This is a genomic window from Bacillus sp. EKM202B, from assembly GCF_011066025.1.
Classification (GTDB): domain Bacteria; phylum Bacillota; class Bacilli; order Bacillales; family Bacillaceae_G; genus Bacillus_A; species Bacillus_A toyonensis.
This window is the reverse complement of sequence record NZ_JAAMNK010000052.1, coordinates 1-18342: the sequence shown is the minus strand read 5'-3', so window position 1 is coordinate 18342 and position 18342 is coordinate 1. Positions and strand designations below refer to the sequence as shown.

The 18342-nt window shown below is 31.9% G+C and carries 18 protein-coding genes and 5 pseudogenes; 13 read left to right on the top strand and 10 right to left on the bottom strand.

The window, feature by feature from the left end:
• Positions 1-165: 165 nt before the first annotated feature.
• The 3 genes and pseudogenes from G9F74_RS28275 to hepT all read left to right on the top strand — a co-directional run.
• Positions 166-459, top strand: a pseudogene (locus G9F74_RS28275) (YxeA family protein); the annotation flags it as partial.
• A 233-nt stretch (positions 460-692) separates the two neighbouring features.
• The gene (gene mntA, locus G9F74_RS28270; protein ID WP_000577221.1) at positions 693-1100 is read left to right on the top strand and encodes a type VII toxin-antitoxin system MntA family adenylyltransferase antitoxin; all 408 of its coding nucleotides are present in this window, start codon (positions 693-695) and stop codon (positions 1098-1100) included.
• On the top strand, positions 1090-1503 hold the full coding sequence (hepT, locus tag G9F74_RS28265) for a type VII toxin-antitoxin system HepT family RNase toxin (protein WP_016107599.1): 414 nt from the start codon (positions 1090-1092) through the stop codon (positions 1501-1503). The genes mntA and hepT overlap by 11 nt, the downstream gene beginning before the upstream one ends.
• Positions 1504-1831: 328 nt before the next feature.
• On the opposite strand, the pseudogene G9F74_RS28260 reads toward hepT, so the two are convergent.
• Positions 1832-2164, bottom strand: a pseudogene (locus G9F74_RS28260) (CPBP family glutamic-type intramembrane protease); the annotation flags it as partial.
• An 850-nt stretch (positions 2165-3014) separates the two neighbouring features.
• On the opposite strand from G9F74_RS28260, the gene G9F74_RS28255 reads away from it, so the two are divergent.
• Positions 3015-4748, top strand: a complete 1734-nt coding sequence (locus tag G9F74_RS28255) for a methyl-accepting chemotaxis protein (RefSeq protein WP_097855112.1) — start codon at positions 3015-3017, stop codon at positions 4746-4748.
• A 201-nt stretch (positions 4749-4949) separates the two neighbouring features.
• Here the strand turns inward: G9F74_RS28255 and G9F74_RS28250 are convergent, their stop codons facing one another.
• The gene (locus tag G9F74_RS28250; RefSeq protein ID WP_016107601.1) at positions 4950-5363 is read right to left on the bottom strand and encodes a hypothetical protein; all 414 of its coding nucleotides are present in this window, start codon (positions 5361-5363) and stop codon (positions 4950-4952) included.
• 730 nt (positions 5364-6093) lie between these two features.
• Here G9F74_RS28250 and G9F74_RS28245 point away from each other — a divergent pair.
• Both G9F74_RS28245 and G9F74_RS28240 read left to right on the top strand, forming a co-directional pair.
• Positions 6094-6546, top strand: coding sequence for a DUF5065 family protein (locus G9F74_RS28245; protein ID WP_016107602.1), 453 nt, complete (start codon positions 6094-6096; stop codon positions 6544-6546).
• 26 nt (positions 6547-6572) lie between these two features.
• Positions 6573-7052, top strand: coding sequence for a hypothetical protein (locus G9F74_RS28240; RefSeq protein ID WP_016107603.1), 480 nt, complete (start codon positions 6573-6575; stop codon positions 7050-7052).
• Between the two features lie 1281 nt (positions 7053-8333).
• Here the strand turns inward: G9F74_RS28240 and G9F74_RS28235 are convergent.
• Complete coding sequence (locus G9F74_RS28235) at positions 8334-9428, bottom strand: response regulator aspartate phosphatase (protein ID WP_016107605.1); 1095 nt, start codon at positions 9426-9428, stop codon at positions 8334-8336.
• 298 nt (positions 9429-9726) lie between these two features.
• Between G9F74_RS28235 and G9F74_RS28230 the strand changes: the two genes are divergently transcribed.
• Entirely contained in the window at positions 9727-10020 is a 294-nt protein-coding gene (locus tag G9F74_RS28230) for an ArsR/SmtB family transcription factor (protein ID WP_165406369.1), read from the top strand.
• A gap of 268 nt (positions 10021-10288) precedes the next feature.
• Here G9F74_RS28230 and G9F74_RS28225 read toward each other — a convergent pair whose 3' ends face one another.
• The 3 genes from G9F74_RS28225 to G9F74_RS28215 form a co-directional block, all read right to left on the bottom strand.
• Positions 10289-10555 (bottom strand): hypothetical protein, encoded by a 267-nt coding sequence (locus G9F74_RS28225; RefSeq protein ID WP_000404246.1) that lies wholly within the window; start codon positions 10553-10555, stop codon positions 10289-10291.
• Between the two features lie 18 nt (positions 10556-10573).
• Positions 10574-11035 carry a YncE family protein gene (locus G9F74_RS28220; RefSeq protein ID WP_225893316.1) on the bottom strand — a complete coding sequence of 154 codons (462 nt, stop codon included), beginning with the start codon at positions 11033-11035 and terminating at the stop codon, positions 10574-10576.
• A 210-nt stretch (positions 11036-11245) separates the two neighbouring features.
• Positions 11246-11920, bottom strand: coding sequence for a hypothetical protein (locus G9F74_RS28215; protein ID WP_165406368.1), 675 nt, complete (start codon positions 11918-11920; stop codon positions 11246-11248).
• Positions 11921-12401: 481 nt separating this feature from the next.
• Between G9F74_RS28215 and G9F74_RS28210 the strand changes: the two genes are divergently transcribed.
• Together G9F74_RS28210 and G9F74_RS30630 are read left to right on the top strand one after the other, a co-directional pair.
• Positions 12402-12566, top strand: coding sequence for a hypothetical protein (locus G9F74_RS28210; RefSeq protein WP_165406367.1), 165 nt, complete (start codon positions 12402-12404; stop codon positions 12564-12566).
• A gap of 22 nt (positions 12567-12588) precedes the next feature.
• A pseudogene (locus G9F74_RS30630) lies at positions 12589-12696 on the top strand (IS3 family transposase); the annotation flags it as partial.
• Between the two features lie 94 nt (positions 12697-12790).
• Here G9F74_RS30630 and G9F74_RS28205 read toward each other — a convergent pair.
• Positions 12791-13087 carry a hypothetical protein gene (locus G9F74_RS28205; protein ID WP_016107611.1) on the bottom strand — a complete coding sequence of 99 codons (297 nt, stop codon included), beginning with the start codon at positions 13085-13087 and terminating at the stop codon, positions 12791-12793.
• A gap of 910 nt (positions 13088-13997) precedes the next feature.
• On the opposite strand from G9F74_RS28205, the pseudogene G9F74_RS28200 reads away from it, so the two are divergent.
• Positions 13998-14558: pseudogene (locus tag G9F74_RS28200) on the top strand (N-acetylmuramoyl-L-alanine amidase); the annotation flags it as partial.
• 44 nt (positions 14559-14602) lie between these two features.
• Here G9F74_RS28200 and G9F74_RS28195 read toward each other — a convergent pair.
• Positions 14603-15100 carry a hypothetical protein gene (locus tag G9F74_RS28195; RefSeq protein ID WP_016107613.1) on the bottom strand — a complete coding sequence of 166 codons (498 nt, stop codon included), beginning with the start codon at positions 15098-15100 and terminating at the stop codon, positions 14603-14605.
• Positions 15101-15359: 259 nt separating this feature from the next.
• On the opposite strand from G9F74_RS28195, the gene G9F74_RS28190 reads away from it, so the two are divergent.
• Positions 15360-15713: a hypothetical protein gene (locus tag G9F74_RS28190; protein ID WP_088054924.1), complete on the top strand. Its 354-nt coding sequence runs from the start codon at positions 15360-15362 to the stop codon at positions 15711-15713.
• Between the two features lie 123 nt (positions 15714-15836).
• On the top strand, positions 15837-16211 hold the full coding sequence (locus tag G9F74_RS30315) for a hypothetical protein (RefSeq protein WP_016107615.1): 375 nt from the start codon (positions 15837-15839) through the stop codon (positions 16209-16211).
• 147 nt (positions 16212-16358) lie between these two features.
• Here G9F74_RS30315 and G9F74_RS28185 read toward each other — a convergent pair whose 3' ends face one another.
• Entirely contained in the window at positions 16359-16469 is a 111-nt protein-coding gene (locus tag G9F74_RS28185; protein ID WP_000505681.1) for a YjcZ family sporulation protein, read from the bottom strand.
• A 78-nt stretch (positions 16470-16547) separates the two neighbouring features.
• On the opposite strand from G9F74_RS28185, the pseudogene G9F74_RS30310 reads away from it, so the two are divergent.
• Positions 16548-16649: pseudogene (locus G9F74_RS30310) on the top strand (tetratricopeptide repeat protein); the annotation flags it as partial.
• A gap of 621 nt (positions 16650-17270) precedes the next feature.
• Here G9F74_RS30310 and G9F74_RS28180 read toward each other — a convergent pair.
• Positions 17271-17675 carry a DUF3221 domain-containing protein gene (locus G9F74_RS28180; protein WP_016107616.1) on the bottom strand — a complete coding sequence of 135 codons (405 nt, stop codon included), beginning with the start codon at positions 17673-17675 and terminating at the stop codon, positions 17271-17273.
• Positions 17676-18342 lie beyond the last annotated feature (667 nt).

The window sequence follows — 18342 nt, the reverse complement described above, 5'->3', positions numbered from 1 at the left end:
TACACACCATGATAGGGATATTAACGCAAGTATCAATCTAAAGAATGAAGCGATAAGGCTTCTAACCGCAAGGACTGCGGAGATAGCCTAATAAATTAGAGTTCGATAGAACTCTTTACTTAGGAATCCCCCTCTTCTAAATGAAGTGAAAGTGGGGGTAGTTCAACGGGGTGTAACTTAAATCGACTTGGTACAGATAAATATTATGTTCAAATTACTAAGGATGGCGAACAATTAAAAGAGAAAAATGTTAATGGTGATACGACTTACCAATATAAATTGTCTGGAATTGATAAAGACGGTAAGGAAAAAGAAATGGAGTTTACAGTATTAAAAAATCTTCGTAAAGAAGCATTTTTACTTATATACTACTCTGAGGAAAAAGGTGTGAAATCTTGGGAAGAGGTTAAGAAAGACGAACTCCCTACAAAAGTAAAAGAAAAATTAAAGGTGAATTAACATATAAAAGACGCCATTGTTAGAGAAATATAGCCCCTATTTATTTAGAGTTTCAAAAGCAAAAGACTGATAATTATTATCAGTCTTTTGCTTTTACAGGGATAAGCACGTAATTTTGAGGTGCTTTAAGTACTAAGAAGGTTTAATTTTGTTTATGTATTTGTTGTAGCTTAATGGATTTCATAATGGTTATGATATAATAAAATTCAAGTATAATAAGGGGGATGAATTATATGATTTTTCAAAGCATGATAACAGCTATTATAGAAAAATTACAAGAGACGGTGAATCCCTATTGGATAATTGTGTTTGGATCAACGGCTGAGAACAGAGAACGGGAAGATAGTGATATTGATATAGCTTATTTAAGTGACACAACTTTAGGGAACTATGAACGTTTTCTATTAGCACAGGAGTTAGCTAACATTGTTCATAGAGATGTTGATTTAGTTGATTTATCCGAAGCTTCTACAGTTTTTCAAGCTCAGATTATACATACAGGAAAGACAATATTTTGTTCTGATGAAGAACGGAAAATCATTTTTGAAATGAAAACTTTAAAAATGTACTCAAAATTGAATGAGGAACGCAAGATAGTATTCGATGATATAAAGAAAAGAGGGTCTATATATGAAGAATGAAGTTATTTTAAATAAAATTTCCACAATAGAGCGCTGTATCAAAAGAATCCAAGATGTATATGGAAATGACCCTGAAAATTTGGAGGATTACACAAAGCAAGATTCAATAATATTGAATATACAAAGAGCTTGTGAAGCGAGTATTGATCTAGCAATGCATATTGTTGCTGGGAAAAAATTAGGACTACCCCAATCTAGTCGAGAGGCTTTTGACTTATTGGTTACAGCAGGATTACTGAGCCCAGAGCTAGCAAATAAGTTAAAGGCGATGGTGGGATTTCGAAATATTGCTGTTCATGATTATCAAAGTGTAAATTTAGATATTGTTCGTCAAATTATTGAAAAACATTTAACTGATTTTAAACTATTTACGAAAGAAGTTATGGGGATATTGGAATTTTAGGAGAAGGAACAGAATAATAGGGCTAAGAAAGTAGTAATTTTGAGATCCACGAATTAGCTATTGATAGTAAGGTTAAGAAAACGCCATTATATACAATTTTACACTTTACTATTTCAAAACAAAAAAGCAATGAAACTTAAATGTAAAATAAAAAGGGGACCTATTTTAGTAGGTCTCTTTTTTACTTTTGAAAAACATTAAATAAAAACCAGTCTTCATTCCTCACGGATAAACATACTAAAACAACAAGAGTTGGAAATTCCAATAAAATAACTTTTCTTTAACATCTATTTTGCTCCTCTTATTGTTGACAAGTTCTAAACATAATTTATAAATGTGATGCTATAAAAGCAATAGAGTTATGTAATAAGTGAATCCAAAAAACAACCCCAAAAGCAGATCGTGTAACCTGATATTTTTCATTCTACTTTTGATTTAACTAATAAGCATCGTTATATAAGAGGCCAATTATTGCTGTACCAACTATATAAGTAATACCATTTGGATGATTTAATCCAAATATCATTGATGCTATTAAAATGATAAGATAATCCCAATTTTTAATAAAAGGAACCCAACTTAATACCCAAAATAAAAATACTTGAAAAATTACTGTTTCAACTATAGATATCGCTAATACTCCTAATAAAATCAGTAAAACAAAAACTTCATACGAATTTAAGATAATTGAAGAACTAAATTTGATTCGGCAAAAAGAGTCTAGGTTTACTTTGCACAAGTAAATATTAAAATTTTATAGAAAAATAAGGAAAATGGTTATAAAATAGGAAACTGCACCAAACAGTCTGGTTTGGTGTTGTTACTCAAGATAAAGATAACTAAGGATGAGGCTCTTAAGAATTCTAGTCTTTGTTTAAAACTAATAATATTACAAAAAATCCTTACTGAGGGAACTGTAACAAATCTAATGTGAAATTCTTTAGGGGATAAATATGAAATTAAAAGTATTCTTAGTAGTGCAGCAATCATTATAGCAATTATTGTAGGCTAACCTCTTAAAATCATCGGAAGATATCATTAAGAATGGAAAAGATGAAGTAGTAGAAGTTTTACATCTTTTCTTATAGATTTCCAGAAACAGCTGGACATATAAAAGGTACGACTGTAAATAAGAAAACAGATATTTGTACAATAGAGCGTGATGGGACTTTAAAAAGAAGAAAATAAAATTTAGTATTATTATTCATCAAGTATTTCTTTAGTGATGTTATATATAGGAGAGGTGCAAATTTGATGTATTTTAACGCTCACTACAATTCCATGCTTTTGGATTTATGTACATAAAAGTTTAGAATCATTCATTATTATTTTAAATATAGTGGAACTATTAAGATAAAAGGACAGAAACCCTATCAAACGAAAAATAAATTGGAACGTTTGGTTGGATGACTAGTATATTGTTTTAATGCTTAGATTAATTATGGGAATAGAGTTTTCTTTTAAAATATTATTGTTATTTTGTATTGCTGAAATTAAGAAAGGTGAGGTTAATGAAAAAATATTGGCATAAGCTATCGTTGCTTCAAAAAAATATATTACTAACGGTATTAGTGATTTTGACGCTTGTGGGAAGTATGGGGGCGTTAAGTTTTAATATGTTTCAAAATAGTATGATGTCTATATTTGAGAGGCAGTCTTTTGAAACAGGAGATACAGTAAGGAATCAATTAGATGTAGAAATAGTGAGAGATGTAGCAAAAGATCCCACAGCACAAAGAGTGAAGAAAGAAAAACTGACAGAGCAATTAGATAAATCTACAAAAGATTTGAAAAGTGTCGGCCAAACATATGTTACAGGGGCAAAGCTAAATGATAAAGTTGAATTACAAATAGTAGGTTTGGATACAGAATTAGCAAATGCAGTTTCTGTAAAACCAGGTGACTATTATGAGCAGCCTACTCATTGGATGAAGACATACGATAAAGTAATGAAAACGAAACAGGCACAAATGACAGAAGTGTATGAAGATGAGTTAGGTTTCTGGGTAACAATTTTAGAGCCAATTACAGATGAAAATAAAAATATAATTGCAATTGTTGCAGCGGATTTGGACGCTTCTATTATTCCTATTACAAAGAAAAACTTTATGGTGCAAGGTTTGTTGTTTATTATAATTTCATTAACAATCGCAATTACGATTCAAATATTTATCTCACGCAATTCTCTATCACCTTTAAAGGATTTACAAGAAGGGTTACGTAAAGTTGGTGAAGGGGATTTAAGTATTAGGTTAAATGAAAGATCAGATGATATAGGGATAACTAATACTTACTTTAATAGCACTATTGAAACGTTTAATGGGATTATAGATAAAGTAAGGCAGACTGCTGAACAGGTTTCGACATCTTCACGGGAATTGTCGGTAAGTACAAAAGAGAATAGTATGGCAGTGCAAAAGATTACAAGTTCTATTGCAGGATTAAAATTGGGAGCACATGATCAAGAATATGTAGTGCAGCAATATTTAGGAATTGTTCAAGAAATGGAAAGTAAGATGGAAGAAATGACAGGGGCTGCAAAACAAGTTGCGACTGCTTCGGAAGGCATGGAATGGCAAACTGTAGAAGGGAATGATTTAACTAAACAAATTGTTAATCAAATGGAAATAATCCGAGATACAATTCAAAATTTACCTTCTATTATTTATGTATTAGAAACACAATTTAAAGAAATTAGTGAGATTCTGGATGTAATTATAAAAAATTCAAATCAAACGAGTTTATTAGCTTTAAATGCTTCTACTGAAGCCTCAAGCGTTGAGGAGAATGGTGGAGGATTTTTAGTTGTTGCGGATGAGGTTTGTAAATTATCAAAAAAAACCGAGGCATATGCAAAGGATATAGCTAAATTAATTGGTGAAACTAAAGCTGAATCAGAGGTGGCTGTAATATCCATACAGAAGAGTTCAAAGGAAGTGGAATCAGGAATAACACTTGTTCAAAGTAGTGGTGCTTTCTTCGAAAAAATCTCAAAATCTGTTACAAATCAAATTAAAGCGACTTCGAATTATTCAAGCTATATATTAGAAAATAGTCAAACCATTGTAAAGAGTGTAGATGAATTATTACATGGTGCAAATACATATGCGAATAGCAGTAGAAATGTTGAGATATGTATGAAAGAGCAAGAAATGTATGTACAAGACATTGCAGAACTAGCAACATCATTAAGTTGGCTGTCACAAGAGTTACAAGAATTAATTGGAGAGTTTAAAATTCAATAAAATCAATAAGGTGTCGGATTATTCAATTTTATAAAGCTTTTTTATCAATTTAGCCAAGAAGACTCCTTCCTCAAGGAACGCGAAGTGAGTAGGTGGGAGATGAATTGGCTAAATTGATAAAATTAAAAAAATAAAAAGGTATATCCTTTCAACAGGATATACCTTTTTATTTTTTGAAAGAAGATAGTGAAATTTTGATTGCTAATTAAGTTTAGAAACAGCGAATTTAGCTGTGAAATTCATTTTCTTCATATACGAAGAATTTACACCTGCTTGAAATTGTACAGAAATATTACCGTCTTTTTGTGCTTTGAATACTCGACCATATGGTGAATTAGCATTGTAGGTGCCAATTACTTGGTTATCTGCATTAAAGACTGTATAAGAAATTGGGAACCCAGAATTTTGTACAAAGACTGTCAGTTCTTCTCCTTTATTGAGATTAAATGTTTCCTTTTGGGACACTTCATAAGAACTCATAGAGTAATATTTTGTAACTTCTTGAATTTCTAAATTCGTAGTTGCTGCACTGGCTCTTGATGCCTCTGCTCCTGGTAAGTTCATACCTGATAGTACTGCAATTCCTAGTGCCCCTGCTAAAATAAGTTTTTTCATAATACTAGTTCCTCCTTTAATATATTGTGAGATTGGAAAAAAAAGTGAAAATAGCAATCCCTGAAACTATTATAGTTACAACGAGAACAATTTTCAATAGAGGGTGATATGCAATTCTACATAAATAAAGTAGTGATATAAACTATTCAAGATTTGAAGAAATCTTAGGCCGAAGGGGAGTGCAAATTTTTAAAATTAGGAATGGGAGTTTAGCTAAATTTTACATTTTTTGATCCTATTCCATGTGTGTAAATGTTCTATATCTAAATTATGCTGGGAGCAATTAGTGTATTTGTGACCATGAATATTTTTTATTGTTAACATAAAATTATTTGTATATTACATAAATCAATATCTATTTATAACATAAATACAATTTAAAAAGTTATGATAATTACCTTTAAATGCTATAAATAAAAAAAATTACAAAAAATAATTTTATATTACTTAATTGTGATATAATGGGATTGTTCTGAAAAGAAATTTTTGTAATGTTAATCAAATTTTTCAGTACAGAACAAGTTTAGATATTTTAGAGGGAAGTTTATATTTTTGCAACACAGAGATTTTTTAAATTTGAAAAATAAGTATGGTGATAATTCACAACTCTGTACGTTGCAAAAGGTAAAAAAGAAAACTTACATATAGCTTCCAACGTGAGAAATAAACTTGACGACCTGAGCATGTCGGTAAATTGCTACCAATTACAAAATTTTGGGGGACATAACACATGAAATCATTTAAAGTAATGGCATTAGCAGGAACATTAGCTTTAGGAGGAATTACAGCAGTTGAATTATTACAACCTTCAACACAAGCACAAGCAGCTGTAACTGATAATTGGCCTTATAAATATTTCCCAGAGTTACACAACGTAACAGAAAATGCTAATTTAAATCTTGGAAATTTAAAACATGGACAAACAATTAACATCAAAGCCAATCTTGGTGCTCGTTCTCAAGCAACGGTTAAAATTTACCGTGTAATGGAGGATTTCTCATTAGCTCGCTACAAAACAATTACTGATTCAGATTCAAATGAAAACACAGCTACATTTACAACACCAATTACTTCAGCTTACGACCCAGGCAATTACGTAGCAGTAATGCAGTATAGTTGGGAAGTTGAAGGTCAAATAAATTACACATACTTTACTGGCGAAATGTTCAAAATCAGCAAATAATTAATTAAACATTGGGGGAAATTCACATGAAAACAATGAAAAAGAAAATTGGTATGACGATGTTGGCTTCAGCAATCGCTTTAGGAGGTTTAGCTACGATCGAGTTAGTTAAACCTGTATCAAAAGCAGCGGCAGCTTCTCATCAAGGTATAAGTGTAAACATGACACAAAACAATTACACAGCTCCACAAGAAGCTGTATTAAAAATCAAAAACAATAACAGCTATCCAATGACGGTTGTTGAAATGCTTGAAAAACAATATCCAGACGGTGGATTCGGATTCATTGAATATTCTACAATCATCAAGCTTCAACCAGGGGAAACTCGCTCAATTAGCTATGACACAACATTCCCTGACATTTGGGAAGTTTGGGACCACAATGTAACAAAAAAATTCCGTACTAAAGTAATGGTGTTTAAAGGTATTCAAGATGGCTGGGATTGGGACAAATTGACACCTATGGGTGACGTATATACGAATCCGTTTAACGTAACATTTAAATAATTAGAATACCTGAACATTTCCTAAAACTGTTCAGGTATTTTAATTATGGGAAGTATTATTAGTCGGAGTATTATCTTTAGGAACATTTTTGACACTTCCACCTCTAAATGGGTAAGTTGACTAACGCCAGTCGGATTCTTACTATCAAAGGCGAAGTCCATTTCTGATATCGCTGACGTGCATTGCGGTGTGCCATCATCATTCTCACGACAGACCATTTAGGTTCGTGAGATATGGTACTATAACCATATCGTACAGAGCGTTGCGTGTTCATATGTTTTAGCGTCTTTTTTGACGACAGATATCATTTTACCGATAGTGTGAATTCGGCTATTGGTAAAATGATATTTTATTTTTAAGGAACATATAGGCGTTTTAAAGACTTGTGCTTGTCTATAGTACAAGTATAACCAAAACACAACTGTTTTCTATGGGAAAGCGATCCTGCCAGCCCACGTAGCTACAAATTAAGTATTTAAAGCTGAATGGGGAATCACAAACACGAGAACGCTTATGTATATTGATAAAACACTTCCAGATTTTGAGAATCAAATCAAAAGCAGCTATTAATAAGGAGAAATCTTTAAGCCTCATGATGAATTGATACTACAATGTCCTGGTTCTCAAGAACCTCGATCCGCCTCTCTTTAGGGAGTGATTGAAGTATTCTTTCATTTCTGTACACTCATACATGTAGATATCTGATTTTTAAATTAATTCGCTGCGACGATTTGTGTATTCAAGTGCACCTAAAGTCGCTAATGCGCGAGTATCTAGTCCTAGAATTTTCATGCATACATCTCCTTGCCTCTTACAATAATTCAATAGGGGAAAGGAGAATCTTTTAATGATTTGGTAGAGTTTTTATTTGGTTAAATAATATGTTATCTAGCCTGGATACAATTGAATTAAACTTAAAAGTATTTTATTATTTTAGCCACTCTTAGCAAAAAGGTAACATACGTTCAAGTAAATAGAAGATTAATCTCGATACGTTAAATTCAATGATAAGACAAGCAAGGAAGAAAGTGTCATTAAATTAGAAGAAGCCAAAGTATGAAAAATGTCACTTATGATCACTCAAATATCTATTACTAACACGCTATACATTTTTAATTTTAAAAATAAAAAAAGGAAGGTAAGATCCTTCCTTTCATCATCCAGTATGTCCATGTGAATATTTAATAATATTTACAGTACTTTGAGTGTCTGTTGAAGAACTTGATCCAAGAGTTACTGTGACAACAATTAAGATACCAAGTAAGCTAATCGCTAATTTTCTCATTTTAATGCTCCTTTTTTAAATTTTTTTTCACTGGCTTTACTAGCTTCATAAAAGTAATAGCTTGCTTTTGCATGATTATTTTCTTTGTAAAATTGGGTTGCTAATTTTTCAGCATATTCATTTATATACTCATATAATTCTTCGCGTTCAAAATAGGAGATTCCTTCTAAAATAGCTTTTTCTACATCATTTGCACAACTATTAAGGTTCATTTTTTTTAAAATATTAAAGTGATGTATATAACCTTCAATACCTAACTGGGTGGAAAGTTGTATCCCTTTTTCAATTAGCTCTTGAGCTACTTGGTTTGCTCCTAATTTATAATGTTCTCTCGCCTCAATAAATAAAGCTTTATAATCACTTGGCAGCTTTTGATTAACCTCAGATAAATATCGTAATGCTAACTCAGAGAGGTCTTGTGTAGCATACATAAATCCTAGATTGTGACGGACAATTAATATATTGTATTCTAAATTTTCCTTCTGGAATGTATCCATCGCTGAAATATAATGTTCTTCGGCTAATTCCCACTCTCTTAAATGAGTACATGCCAGCCCATATAAGTTATTGCAAAAGGCAACTTTTAAATCATATCCCATATGTTTTGAAAAGATATCTTTAGCTTTCATTACATAATTAATACATAAGATCGATTTATGTGTATGACAGTAGAAAACAGCCAATTCATAATGAAATTCAGCGTGTTCAATTTCGTCAGGGATTGTCGATAATATACTTTCAGCTTTATCAAAATGTATTCTTGCAAGGTTATGATTACCCGTAACATTCGAATGTATGGCTTTAAAGAAGTGATAATAGTATGAAAGGAAGTCATCTGTAGGGGTCTCGTAAGTATCACATTGCTTAAAACTATCTTTAGAAATACTTAAACTATCAACTAGATATTGGTGTCTAAAATTTACAAGTGAGTAGTATAATAGTATGTTTTGATTTCCTTCTATATCTTGGATTTTATTTTCAATTTCTTGTTTCAGTAATTGAGCGGCATCTACATGTCGAGCTCTAATTTCTTGATACCATTCATTTAGTAAATAATTTATTTGTTCGTGCCCTTTTAATTGAACATTCATTGCTCAGTCTCATCCTCTCAATAGATACTATACAGCAATTAGTATCATAGCAGAGTTTTACCCTATTAAAATCTATTAAACAGCATTTTTCAACAAGAGACGTAATATTCTGTTAATTTTAATTGGATTAATTGTTATTTAAATAGTATTTATTATTACTATTTTTGAAAATAATCTCTTGTTTAGGCTATAAAGCAGATGGAAAATATTTTCTCAACAGGATAAAAGGTATTTATCTATAAGTACTATGTATAAGGATAATAGGAAAATAGAAATAAATAATAAAGGGGAATGTGAAATGATAGCATTGAATAATAATTGGGATATAAAAGAAATCTGGGAAGAGAATGTAGACTTATTAAAGGTTATATCTCATCCAGTACGATTACAAATTGTAAATGAATTAATGCATCATAAAAAATGCAATGTTACACAGCTAACGGAAATATTAAGGCTCCCTCAATCCACTGTTTCGCAGCATTTATCAAAATTGAGAGGAACTGTACTTAGCGCAGAAAGAAGAGGATTAGAAGTATATTATTATATTGAAAATGCTAAAGCTCCTCAAATTGTAGAAATTTTAGGTTGTTAGGTTAATAATATGTAAAAAAGGTTCCTTTTATAAAGCTGGGGAATATTTCATTTCTATATAATAATTTTATTTTGTAAGAAATACTGTGTAAATAAGAAAAAATTGCTCATAGAATTTCTGTATATTTGAAAGGAGTGTAATGAAATAAGGTCTACCTATTTATTTTTGATAGAACTTATCAAAAGCCCCTGAAAAGCAAGGGCTGGTTGTATAGATAAAGATACATTAATTATGGAAGTATATGTAGAATTAATTGATCATTAGTTTATTATTTCTGAATTAATTGTAGAGCTTTCATTTGTTCTAAAAGAATTAAATTGTTTTGTTCAATCATCTTTGCCACTGCTTCAAAGTAAGCTTGATTCTCAAGAACCTCAATCCGCTTCTCTTTAGGAAGTGATTGAAGTATTTCTTTCATTTCTTTACACTCGTATATGCTATTCTCTGAGTCGTCTATTAATTTATTGCGACGATTTGTGTATTCAAGTGCACCTAACGTGGCTAATGCACGGGTATCTAGTCCTAGGATTTCCATGCATACATCTCCTTTCCTCTATAATAATTCGATAGGGGAAAGAGAAAGGAACGAGTTGTAATACGTTCCAGTAAGGATGGTCCCAACCTCATGAAAAGTGGACAAGTCTATAACTATAAGAGCTGTCCCAGACCCTGGAAATTCTCCTGTAACATAAGCGAATCCGTCAAGTAAACTGATTTGTACAATATTTGGATAATCGCTTGAAGTAGGATGTTCTGCTACGATATTTCCTATATTTAGATCCACTTGTATAATACTCCAAGCTATAGTATTTACGATATAAGCGTATTGTCCAATTGAATCAATGGCTATACTTGAAAAGCCAAATCCCCCAAGTGAAATAGTATTGGAAATGGTTTGAGTTAGAAGATTAAGTGTAGAAATTTCCATTGAATCAGTTGAAATGTTTAGTATATACGCAAACTGACTATCAGGAGAAAATCCAATATCGATTGGTTTATTTATCATTTTAGCCAATTCATCTCCCACCTACTCACTTCGCGTTCCTTGAGGAAAGAGTCTTCTTGGCTAAAATGATAAAGTGCTATTAAATTCAAAGAAGTCAAAGTATAAAAGGGGTATTAATGGCGGATCGAATATCTATTACTGATTTATTGCATATAAAAAATAGCTGCACAAAAGTACAGCTACTTTTTTCTCAAAAACATTATTATGCAAATAGCATACTTAACGTAAACTTGCGCTTAACGGTACTTGTGAATAAACTGTGAAATTGTTACCATAAGTACCGTGTCTAGAGAATGAAGAAGAAATTGAACTGTTCCAACTTTTGTAGGTAGATCCAGACATATCTGCTCTTAGTAGCACGTTTGAAAAGCTAGATTGGCTAAAAGAATTACGTCCAGTATCCTCCACACCCTGGACCATTTTTACTGGTTCATATTGAGAAAATGTACCATATATAGGCTGATTTGCGTATCTAGGACTTCCATTTACATACATAGTAACCGTACCATTTCCGTTATTAACTAATTTAAGATTTACTCGATCACCGTCTTTAATTGATGTATCATACTGTGTATTCCAATACTTACTGTTTTGACCTGATTCATTATATCCTGAATTAAGAAACACTTTATATCCACTTGGTGTTTTTGAAATACCACCTTCAACTTTAGATGCTCCAATACCTAAATACCAATTCACATATCCATCCTTAACAACAACTGACTTTGGTAGATTTATATCAGCTGCAATCCCGGTATAGTTACTATTTGTAACACTTTTTACAGCACCTTCTGTAGCTGCAAAACTTGTAGTTGAAAACATTGATAGAGAAATTAGAAGTGAACCAGCTAGATACATCATTTTTTTCTTACTTTTCTTTAATACTTGATTCATTTTAGGTCCCCCTTACTTTTTATAGTTAAATTGCATTGAAAGTTGGCCAACTAACTATGACTTACAAAGCAAAGATACATCAGGTTTCATTTAATGTATATATTTTCCTGTTATAAGTCATTGAAATGTCAAATAAATTAGATGTTTCATATTTATCAATATAGCTGGGGTTGACAGATTAAAGTGGCATGTCTATTTAAATTCAAGAAGATCTTGTTAAAAATACTATTAAGGCCTATAAATGTGTTGGATATACTATGTACCTCGATTCATTTACAAAAGATAAATATGGAATGAATACAGAGGGCACTTTTCAACGGATTTATCTGAAATTTTTAGAAACAGAATAACGATTAATGAAATAAATAATAGATAAACAGTTTTTGTTAAGGGATTTCTTGGAATAGTTCGTAGGTGGTAGGAAATATATGATTTAAAAGGCGTGGATTTCCTATATGAGAAGAAGAAAGGGGGTCCAGCTATGGAAAATGCAAATACAAGACCAAGGTTAAATAATCTAGCTATTGAAGTAGAGGCATTACAAGAAGAAAATGAACGTTTACGTATGGAAATTGATTATTTAAAAAAATTAAAGGTTTTAGTTCAAAAAGAGATGAAATTACAGAACAAGACTAAGCCAAAGTAATTTACCTTAAAGAATTCGAAGTATGGAATCAGATAACTATATAGATTTTTATAATCACTAAAGAATTAAAGCGAAGTTAAAAAGAATGAGTCCAGTACAATACCGGACTCACATTCAAATAGCCGCTTAATTTTTTGTCTAAATTTTGGGACCAGTTCATAATAGGTGATCGGTGGTTTGCTACGCTTAGCGATTGTTAGTTTTTAACTCATTCCATATTGCGTTTAGTTTAAGTATTGAGAGTAAAAGAATAGGAATAGAAAAATTAACGTTTTGCCAAATAATCTGTTAAAGAAACTTAAAGGGATAACAAGTTCTCCTATTGTAAGGTTTTTGAGTTTTTCCTTATTCGGTCTTTTTATTAATTCTTTAAATGTTTGAAAGCTTATTCCATTAACGAAAGACCAACTTGGCACAGCTTTTGTATCTGAACCTATCTTGAAAATGATATGAATACTACGTGCATGAAAACCGCTTATACTTAAAATAAGCATAAATCCTATGATAATAAACCAAGTCATTTTTAATACCTCCTTGCAGTATTTAATATTAAGATATTAAAACTGTTGAGAAAGTGTGCTATTGTCCATGAAAAATATTGAGAATTTGTTGAGGAAATGTTGAGTATGTTACAATGCTATTGATCGTTGAGGAGTCAATTATGCTTTTTCATTTGATATTTATAGAAAAATAAAAAAGAGAACAGTTGCGTGGACTGTTCTCTTAAGGAGCGGAAGTGCTGAACATTTTCAATGACAACGATTCAAGCATTCCGTTAATAGTATGTGCATATGTTTGCAGTTCATACAAGAAGGTAGCTAAAAAATAGCTACCTTGTCTCAGGGAGAATTCAAGAAAATTAGAGATTCATTATGGATACAGATTGGCTGTTACCAATCTATTCGTATTATTGGAAAGGATTCCGTAAATTATTCATAAGTTAAAATCTGACTTCATTATAGGTTCAGTGGCTGGCAAAGTAAAAAGAGCGCTTTTGTAAAGTGCTCTTTTTAACATGTGTATTAGGACTTGAAAGAGGCATCAATGACAATTTAAAAGGAGATATCTCTATACAACATATGGATGTGCAATGGAAAGGTGACGATAAAAAGAAAAAGAGCAGTTAGATTGAACTAACTGCTCAGCTCCAGGGGAATTGGAGACTTGGTTATTTATAGTTTTGACGGAATTGCGGAGTATTATTCAATAGTAGATGTAAATGATATATTATTAGAAAAGATCCAAAGGTATACATAACTTTTGAAGTGTATCAAAAATATTTTTAATACCTTTTGAAACGAGGATTTTAGTAGCTTAGTTATACTCCCAAAAAGTGTACCTTTTAATGTATATATGGTTGATCCTTAGTATTAGGTAGTAATGCACGCTGTGTCTGAAATTCATATCTTTAATGTATTACGTCTTCAATTTGATTACTTAAAGTCTCATGGCGTTTCAGAAGCTCAATTTAGAGCAGATGTACAACGAGCATACAATAATTCTAATGTAGATGTTTCTGTCCCTGAAAAGCCATCTAAACCAGAAGAAGTACCGACAGCAGTAACAGACGGTATCGCCTATATTGAAGGTTACAACGTCAACTTACGTAAAGGACCAGGTACAAGCTATTCTAAGATTCGTCAACTAAACAAACCAGAATCTTATATTGTGTGGGCGGAAAAGGATGGTTGGTTAAATCTCGGTGGAGATCAGTGGATTAAGAACGATCCATCTTATGTGAAGTTTAACAAGAAAAGCACAGTAAATTCTTCTATTGTTGGAAAGCGTGTTGTTTCAAAAGTTAACAATCTACGTTTCTATGGTGCTCCATCTTGGCAGGACAAAGATGTTGCTGGTTCTGTAGATGCAGGTTTAGGATTTACGATTGATGCGAAGGTAACTGTTAATGGATCGTCACAATATAAAGTTCACAATAGCAAAAGTAAAACATACTATGTAACAGCAAATGAAGCTTATGTGTATGTGAAATAAAAAAAAGAGTGCTCATAATGTGAGCACCCTTTTTTCTATATCTCTTAGTATAACCAGAAGAATTCGTGTCTGTAAAGTATAGTAATAACTTCAGCCCTTGTTGCAAAGTCGTTTCCACGAGTGCCGTCAAAAAGACCTCTAGCTTTTCCCCACGCATTTGCTTTACTGAATCCACCTTCAGGAGTCCATGCCTTGGTCCAATTATATTTTTGATAGAGCATGCCTACCATTTCATTACGAGTAATCCAGTTAGTTCCACGAGATCCGTCAGAAATACCATTTCTTATTACAAACTGACGTGCTTGTTCGTAAGAAAAATCCCGTTTCCCGCCATAATAACGAGAAAGTATTAACCAAGCATCTTGTCGAGTGGCTAGACTATCACGCATGTCAGATTTAAGATACCCTTCACTCATAGCCCAATTCATTTGTTTGTCTGCCCAATGTGCAGAAGCTTCCTTCGGAGCAATTGTTGCGAAACCAGCAGATAACATAACAGCTGCAGCAGCAACAACCACAATTTTTTTTAGTTTTTGTAACATCTTTTCCATTCCCCTCCTATGTGTTTATGACATTTGTTATATTAATATATCCGACTTTTAAAGTAAATAGATATACTGAGATTTGTGATATTCTTTTAGGAATAATTTGTGAAGCTCACAACAAAAGTGGAATGAAAGATTTAGGGTATGAAGGTAATATATTGCATAACAATGAGACACTATATCTGACTTACATAAATATCCTATTTGTTTAAATTTATCCTTGCTGATGGTACAATTTAAGCCATGGAGGGGTATTATGGGAATTTATTATGTACCACTGTTTCTTATATTCGGCACTGCAATATTCTTCTTTTTCTTGTCTAGTTCATCAAAAATTAAGGCTAAAAACCTATCGTTGATAATGGCCTGTTTAGGGATAAATCTACTTACAAGTCCAGTGGCTTTTTTTATAGGGGGAATAGCTAATTATGCAGGTGTCGTGGCTAATTATGGAGCTTATGTTGCCGGTGATTCGGCAACAGCTCCTCCTCTAGTCAGTCGTGTGCTTTATTTTTCGGGAGGATTTCTCTTCATTCAGGGAATACCACTCCTCATACTAATTGTAGCTTTGTGGAAGTTTGCAAGAGCAAAGAAAACAAATCAAGTATAGAAGCACATAATGAAAGAGTGGATGAATTTTTAGAGTAGGGGTCCACCTTTTTTCTTGCTACCAATAATAGGACGGTATGTCATACAAGGAAGATTATATTAGAAAATTGTGAGGATGATTACATTGGGAAAATTTTTAATTAGTTATGCTGCAAGTCTGCTTACTTTTATTATCATGTGGTTCTTAATACCGTATATTTCAAACACTGGTTATTCGTACCAGGACGATTTGCCTAACATAGTTGGATTCATTATAATTCTCATCATATTTGGTAGTATACTAGATCTTGTAGTTTGCCTAATTGGAGAAGTATTATACAGGAACATAAAACAATGTAGGAAGTTTCGATTTGGACTTCCTGTATTTATAGGACTAGCTGTGGTCTATATATTTATACTCTCTCTTTTTACTATTACTAGTGCATATTCTTCTAGTTTGGTTACACCTATTATTATGGGTTCCTTAGCTTTTTATTTAGTACGTAGAAACTTCCGTTAACGATAATTATATAAATGAGTTAGTGGTGGTTCTGGAAAGGGTTTATAACATAAGCAGAAAAAAGAAGCATCCTTAATGAAAAAACAAGGCCGCTTCTTTTTTTATAAAGAAAAGACACCCAAATAAGAGTGTCTTTTCCCATAGTTTTTAGCAGAAGCAAGAAGCTCCAACAATAATTAATAATATAAATAATACAACTAATAAAGCAAATCCTCCTGCAAAGCCACAGCCGCCACCGCAGCTACCACCAAAGCCCATAATAATTCCTCCTTATAACCTTCAGCTTGACGTTGTTTAATATCAATTCAATCTTTTTCAAACTTTGCAGCAGAACCTGTTCGCTTCCGCAAATTGAATGAACATGAAAAAGTTAGTGATTATTTTGATGTATGTTACGAAGCGAAACAAAAATTAATAAGCAAAGGGGCGTTAAAATAATGAAGAAGCTTGTGTTAGCGACATTAGGATTAGCTATAGAATTATCATTTAGTAACAATACAGGTGATACATAACATGCTCTAAAACAGGAAGAAATTATACAATACTCACATGCTGATCATTTTTAATAGCTAATTAACAAAGGGACTCCAATTATGGAGTCCCTTTGTTAATGGGGTAATGCTTTGGTTTATCTAATTATAACAATATTTGTAAAAAGTGTAAAGGGGTTCTAAATGTATAGTGGGGTTCATTTGGCTTTTCCATTTGATAAAAAATTATGTTTATAATTAATTTAATAATTTCACATACCTTTATTTTTTCTTTAATAATTTCATCTACGCTATATTTCATGAGCTCTTCAATCTGTGTATCTAGATTTTATTCTTGTGCACTTACAAGAAAGTACCCATAGCCCATTTTTAGCCCTCTTTATATATTATTTTTGATAAGTGTTATTGAGAGTATGAGGTGAAAACTGCTTTAGCTGGTGAGGAAAAAGCGGGTTATCCAATATTAGATGTACGAGAGGGGAAAGAATTCTGGAAAACGTCAAAAGAAAAAAGGAGTCGAATAACGACTCCTTTTTAAATGGGATAGATTTATTATCGGAAATATTACCTACTGAAATACTTTTTCAATTGTAGGCATAACAGCGATTGGTGGTAGAGATTTTGTCCATGCATCTGCATATATGTTTAATTTTTCACCTAATTTGTAGTTTTCACCATTGGAAACAGGAACTCTTAGAATCTTATTTTGGGAAACTAACTCCCACCAATCAGTTTGATAAGCAAGTGCTTCATCTTTTGTAGAAGTAGCTGCAACTACTAAATAATTGTTGTCTACCGAGATAACATATCCAGTAAAAGGTTCTTGCTCTTGGTTTTGAATAGAGTGAACAGGTGTAGCGCTTCCAGAAGAATTATTAGAATCTGCAAAGGCTGGTGTTAATCCGAAAGTGAATCCACATCCTAATGTTAAAGCTGTTACGGTTGTTACTAATTTTTGATTGTTTGTAAACATGATATATCCCCCTTATATTTTATCCCTACACTATTCACTTTCTAGTTGTATACATATAAAGCCTTTTAATATTAAGATATTTAACATTTATGTCACGATAATTCCATAAATGTTAATATTATCTATCGATAGGGATGAATTTATGTTATAATTCACTAGGTGAACTATTATTGTTCCTTTCATCTCTTGATGAATGTATACCCTTCCTTAATTTTAAATATGTTCAATTTTATTGGTGAAGAGGAGAGAGATCCCTCTTCTTTTTTCTGTTCATAACATAAGATTTTATATTATGAACAGAAAAAGAACCCTATGGGGTTCTTTTTCCAGGCATATTAACAGTAAGGAGATTAATGAAGTGCTAATTTCAAATCTTTATTAGGTGAAAGATTTGAAAAAGCTTATGTTATTATTTTTACACATATGTAATATATAGTAAATTGATAATGTTTTGACTTACTATTGCTAATATTCAATTAAGAGAGTTAGCACTATTTTTATGTTGTTAACTCTCTTGTGTGGCATGGAATGCTTTAAAATCTTTTTTTGAAGAATTTATTGTTGGCTATAAACAACTTAAAAATAAAACTATTGAACTACCCCCACTTTCACTTCGTTTAGAAGAGGGGGATTCCTAAGTAAAGAGTTCTATCGAACTCTAATTTAT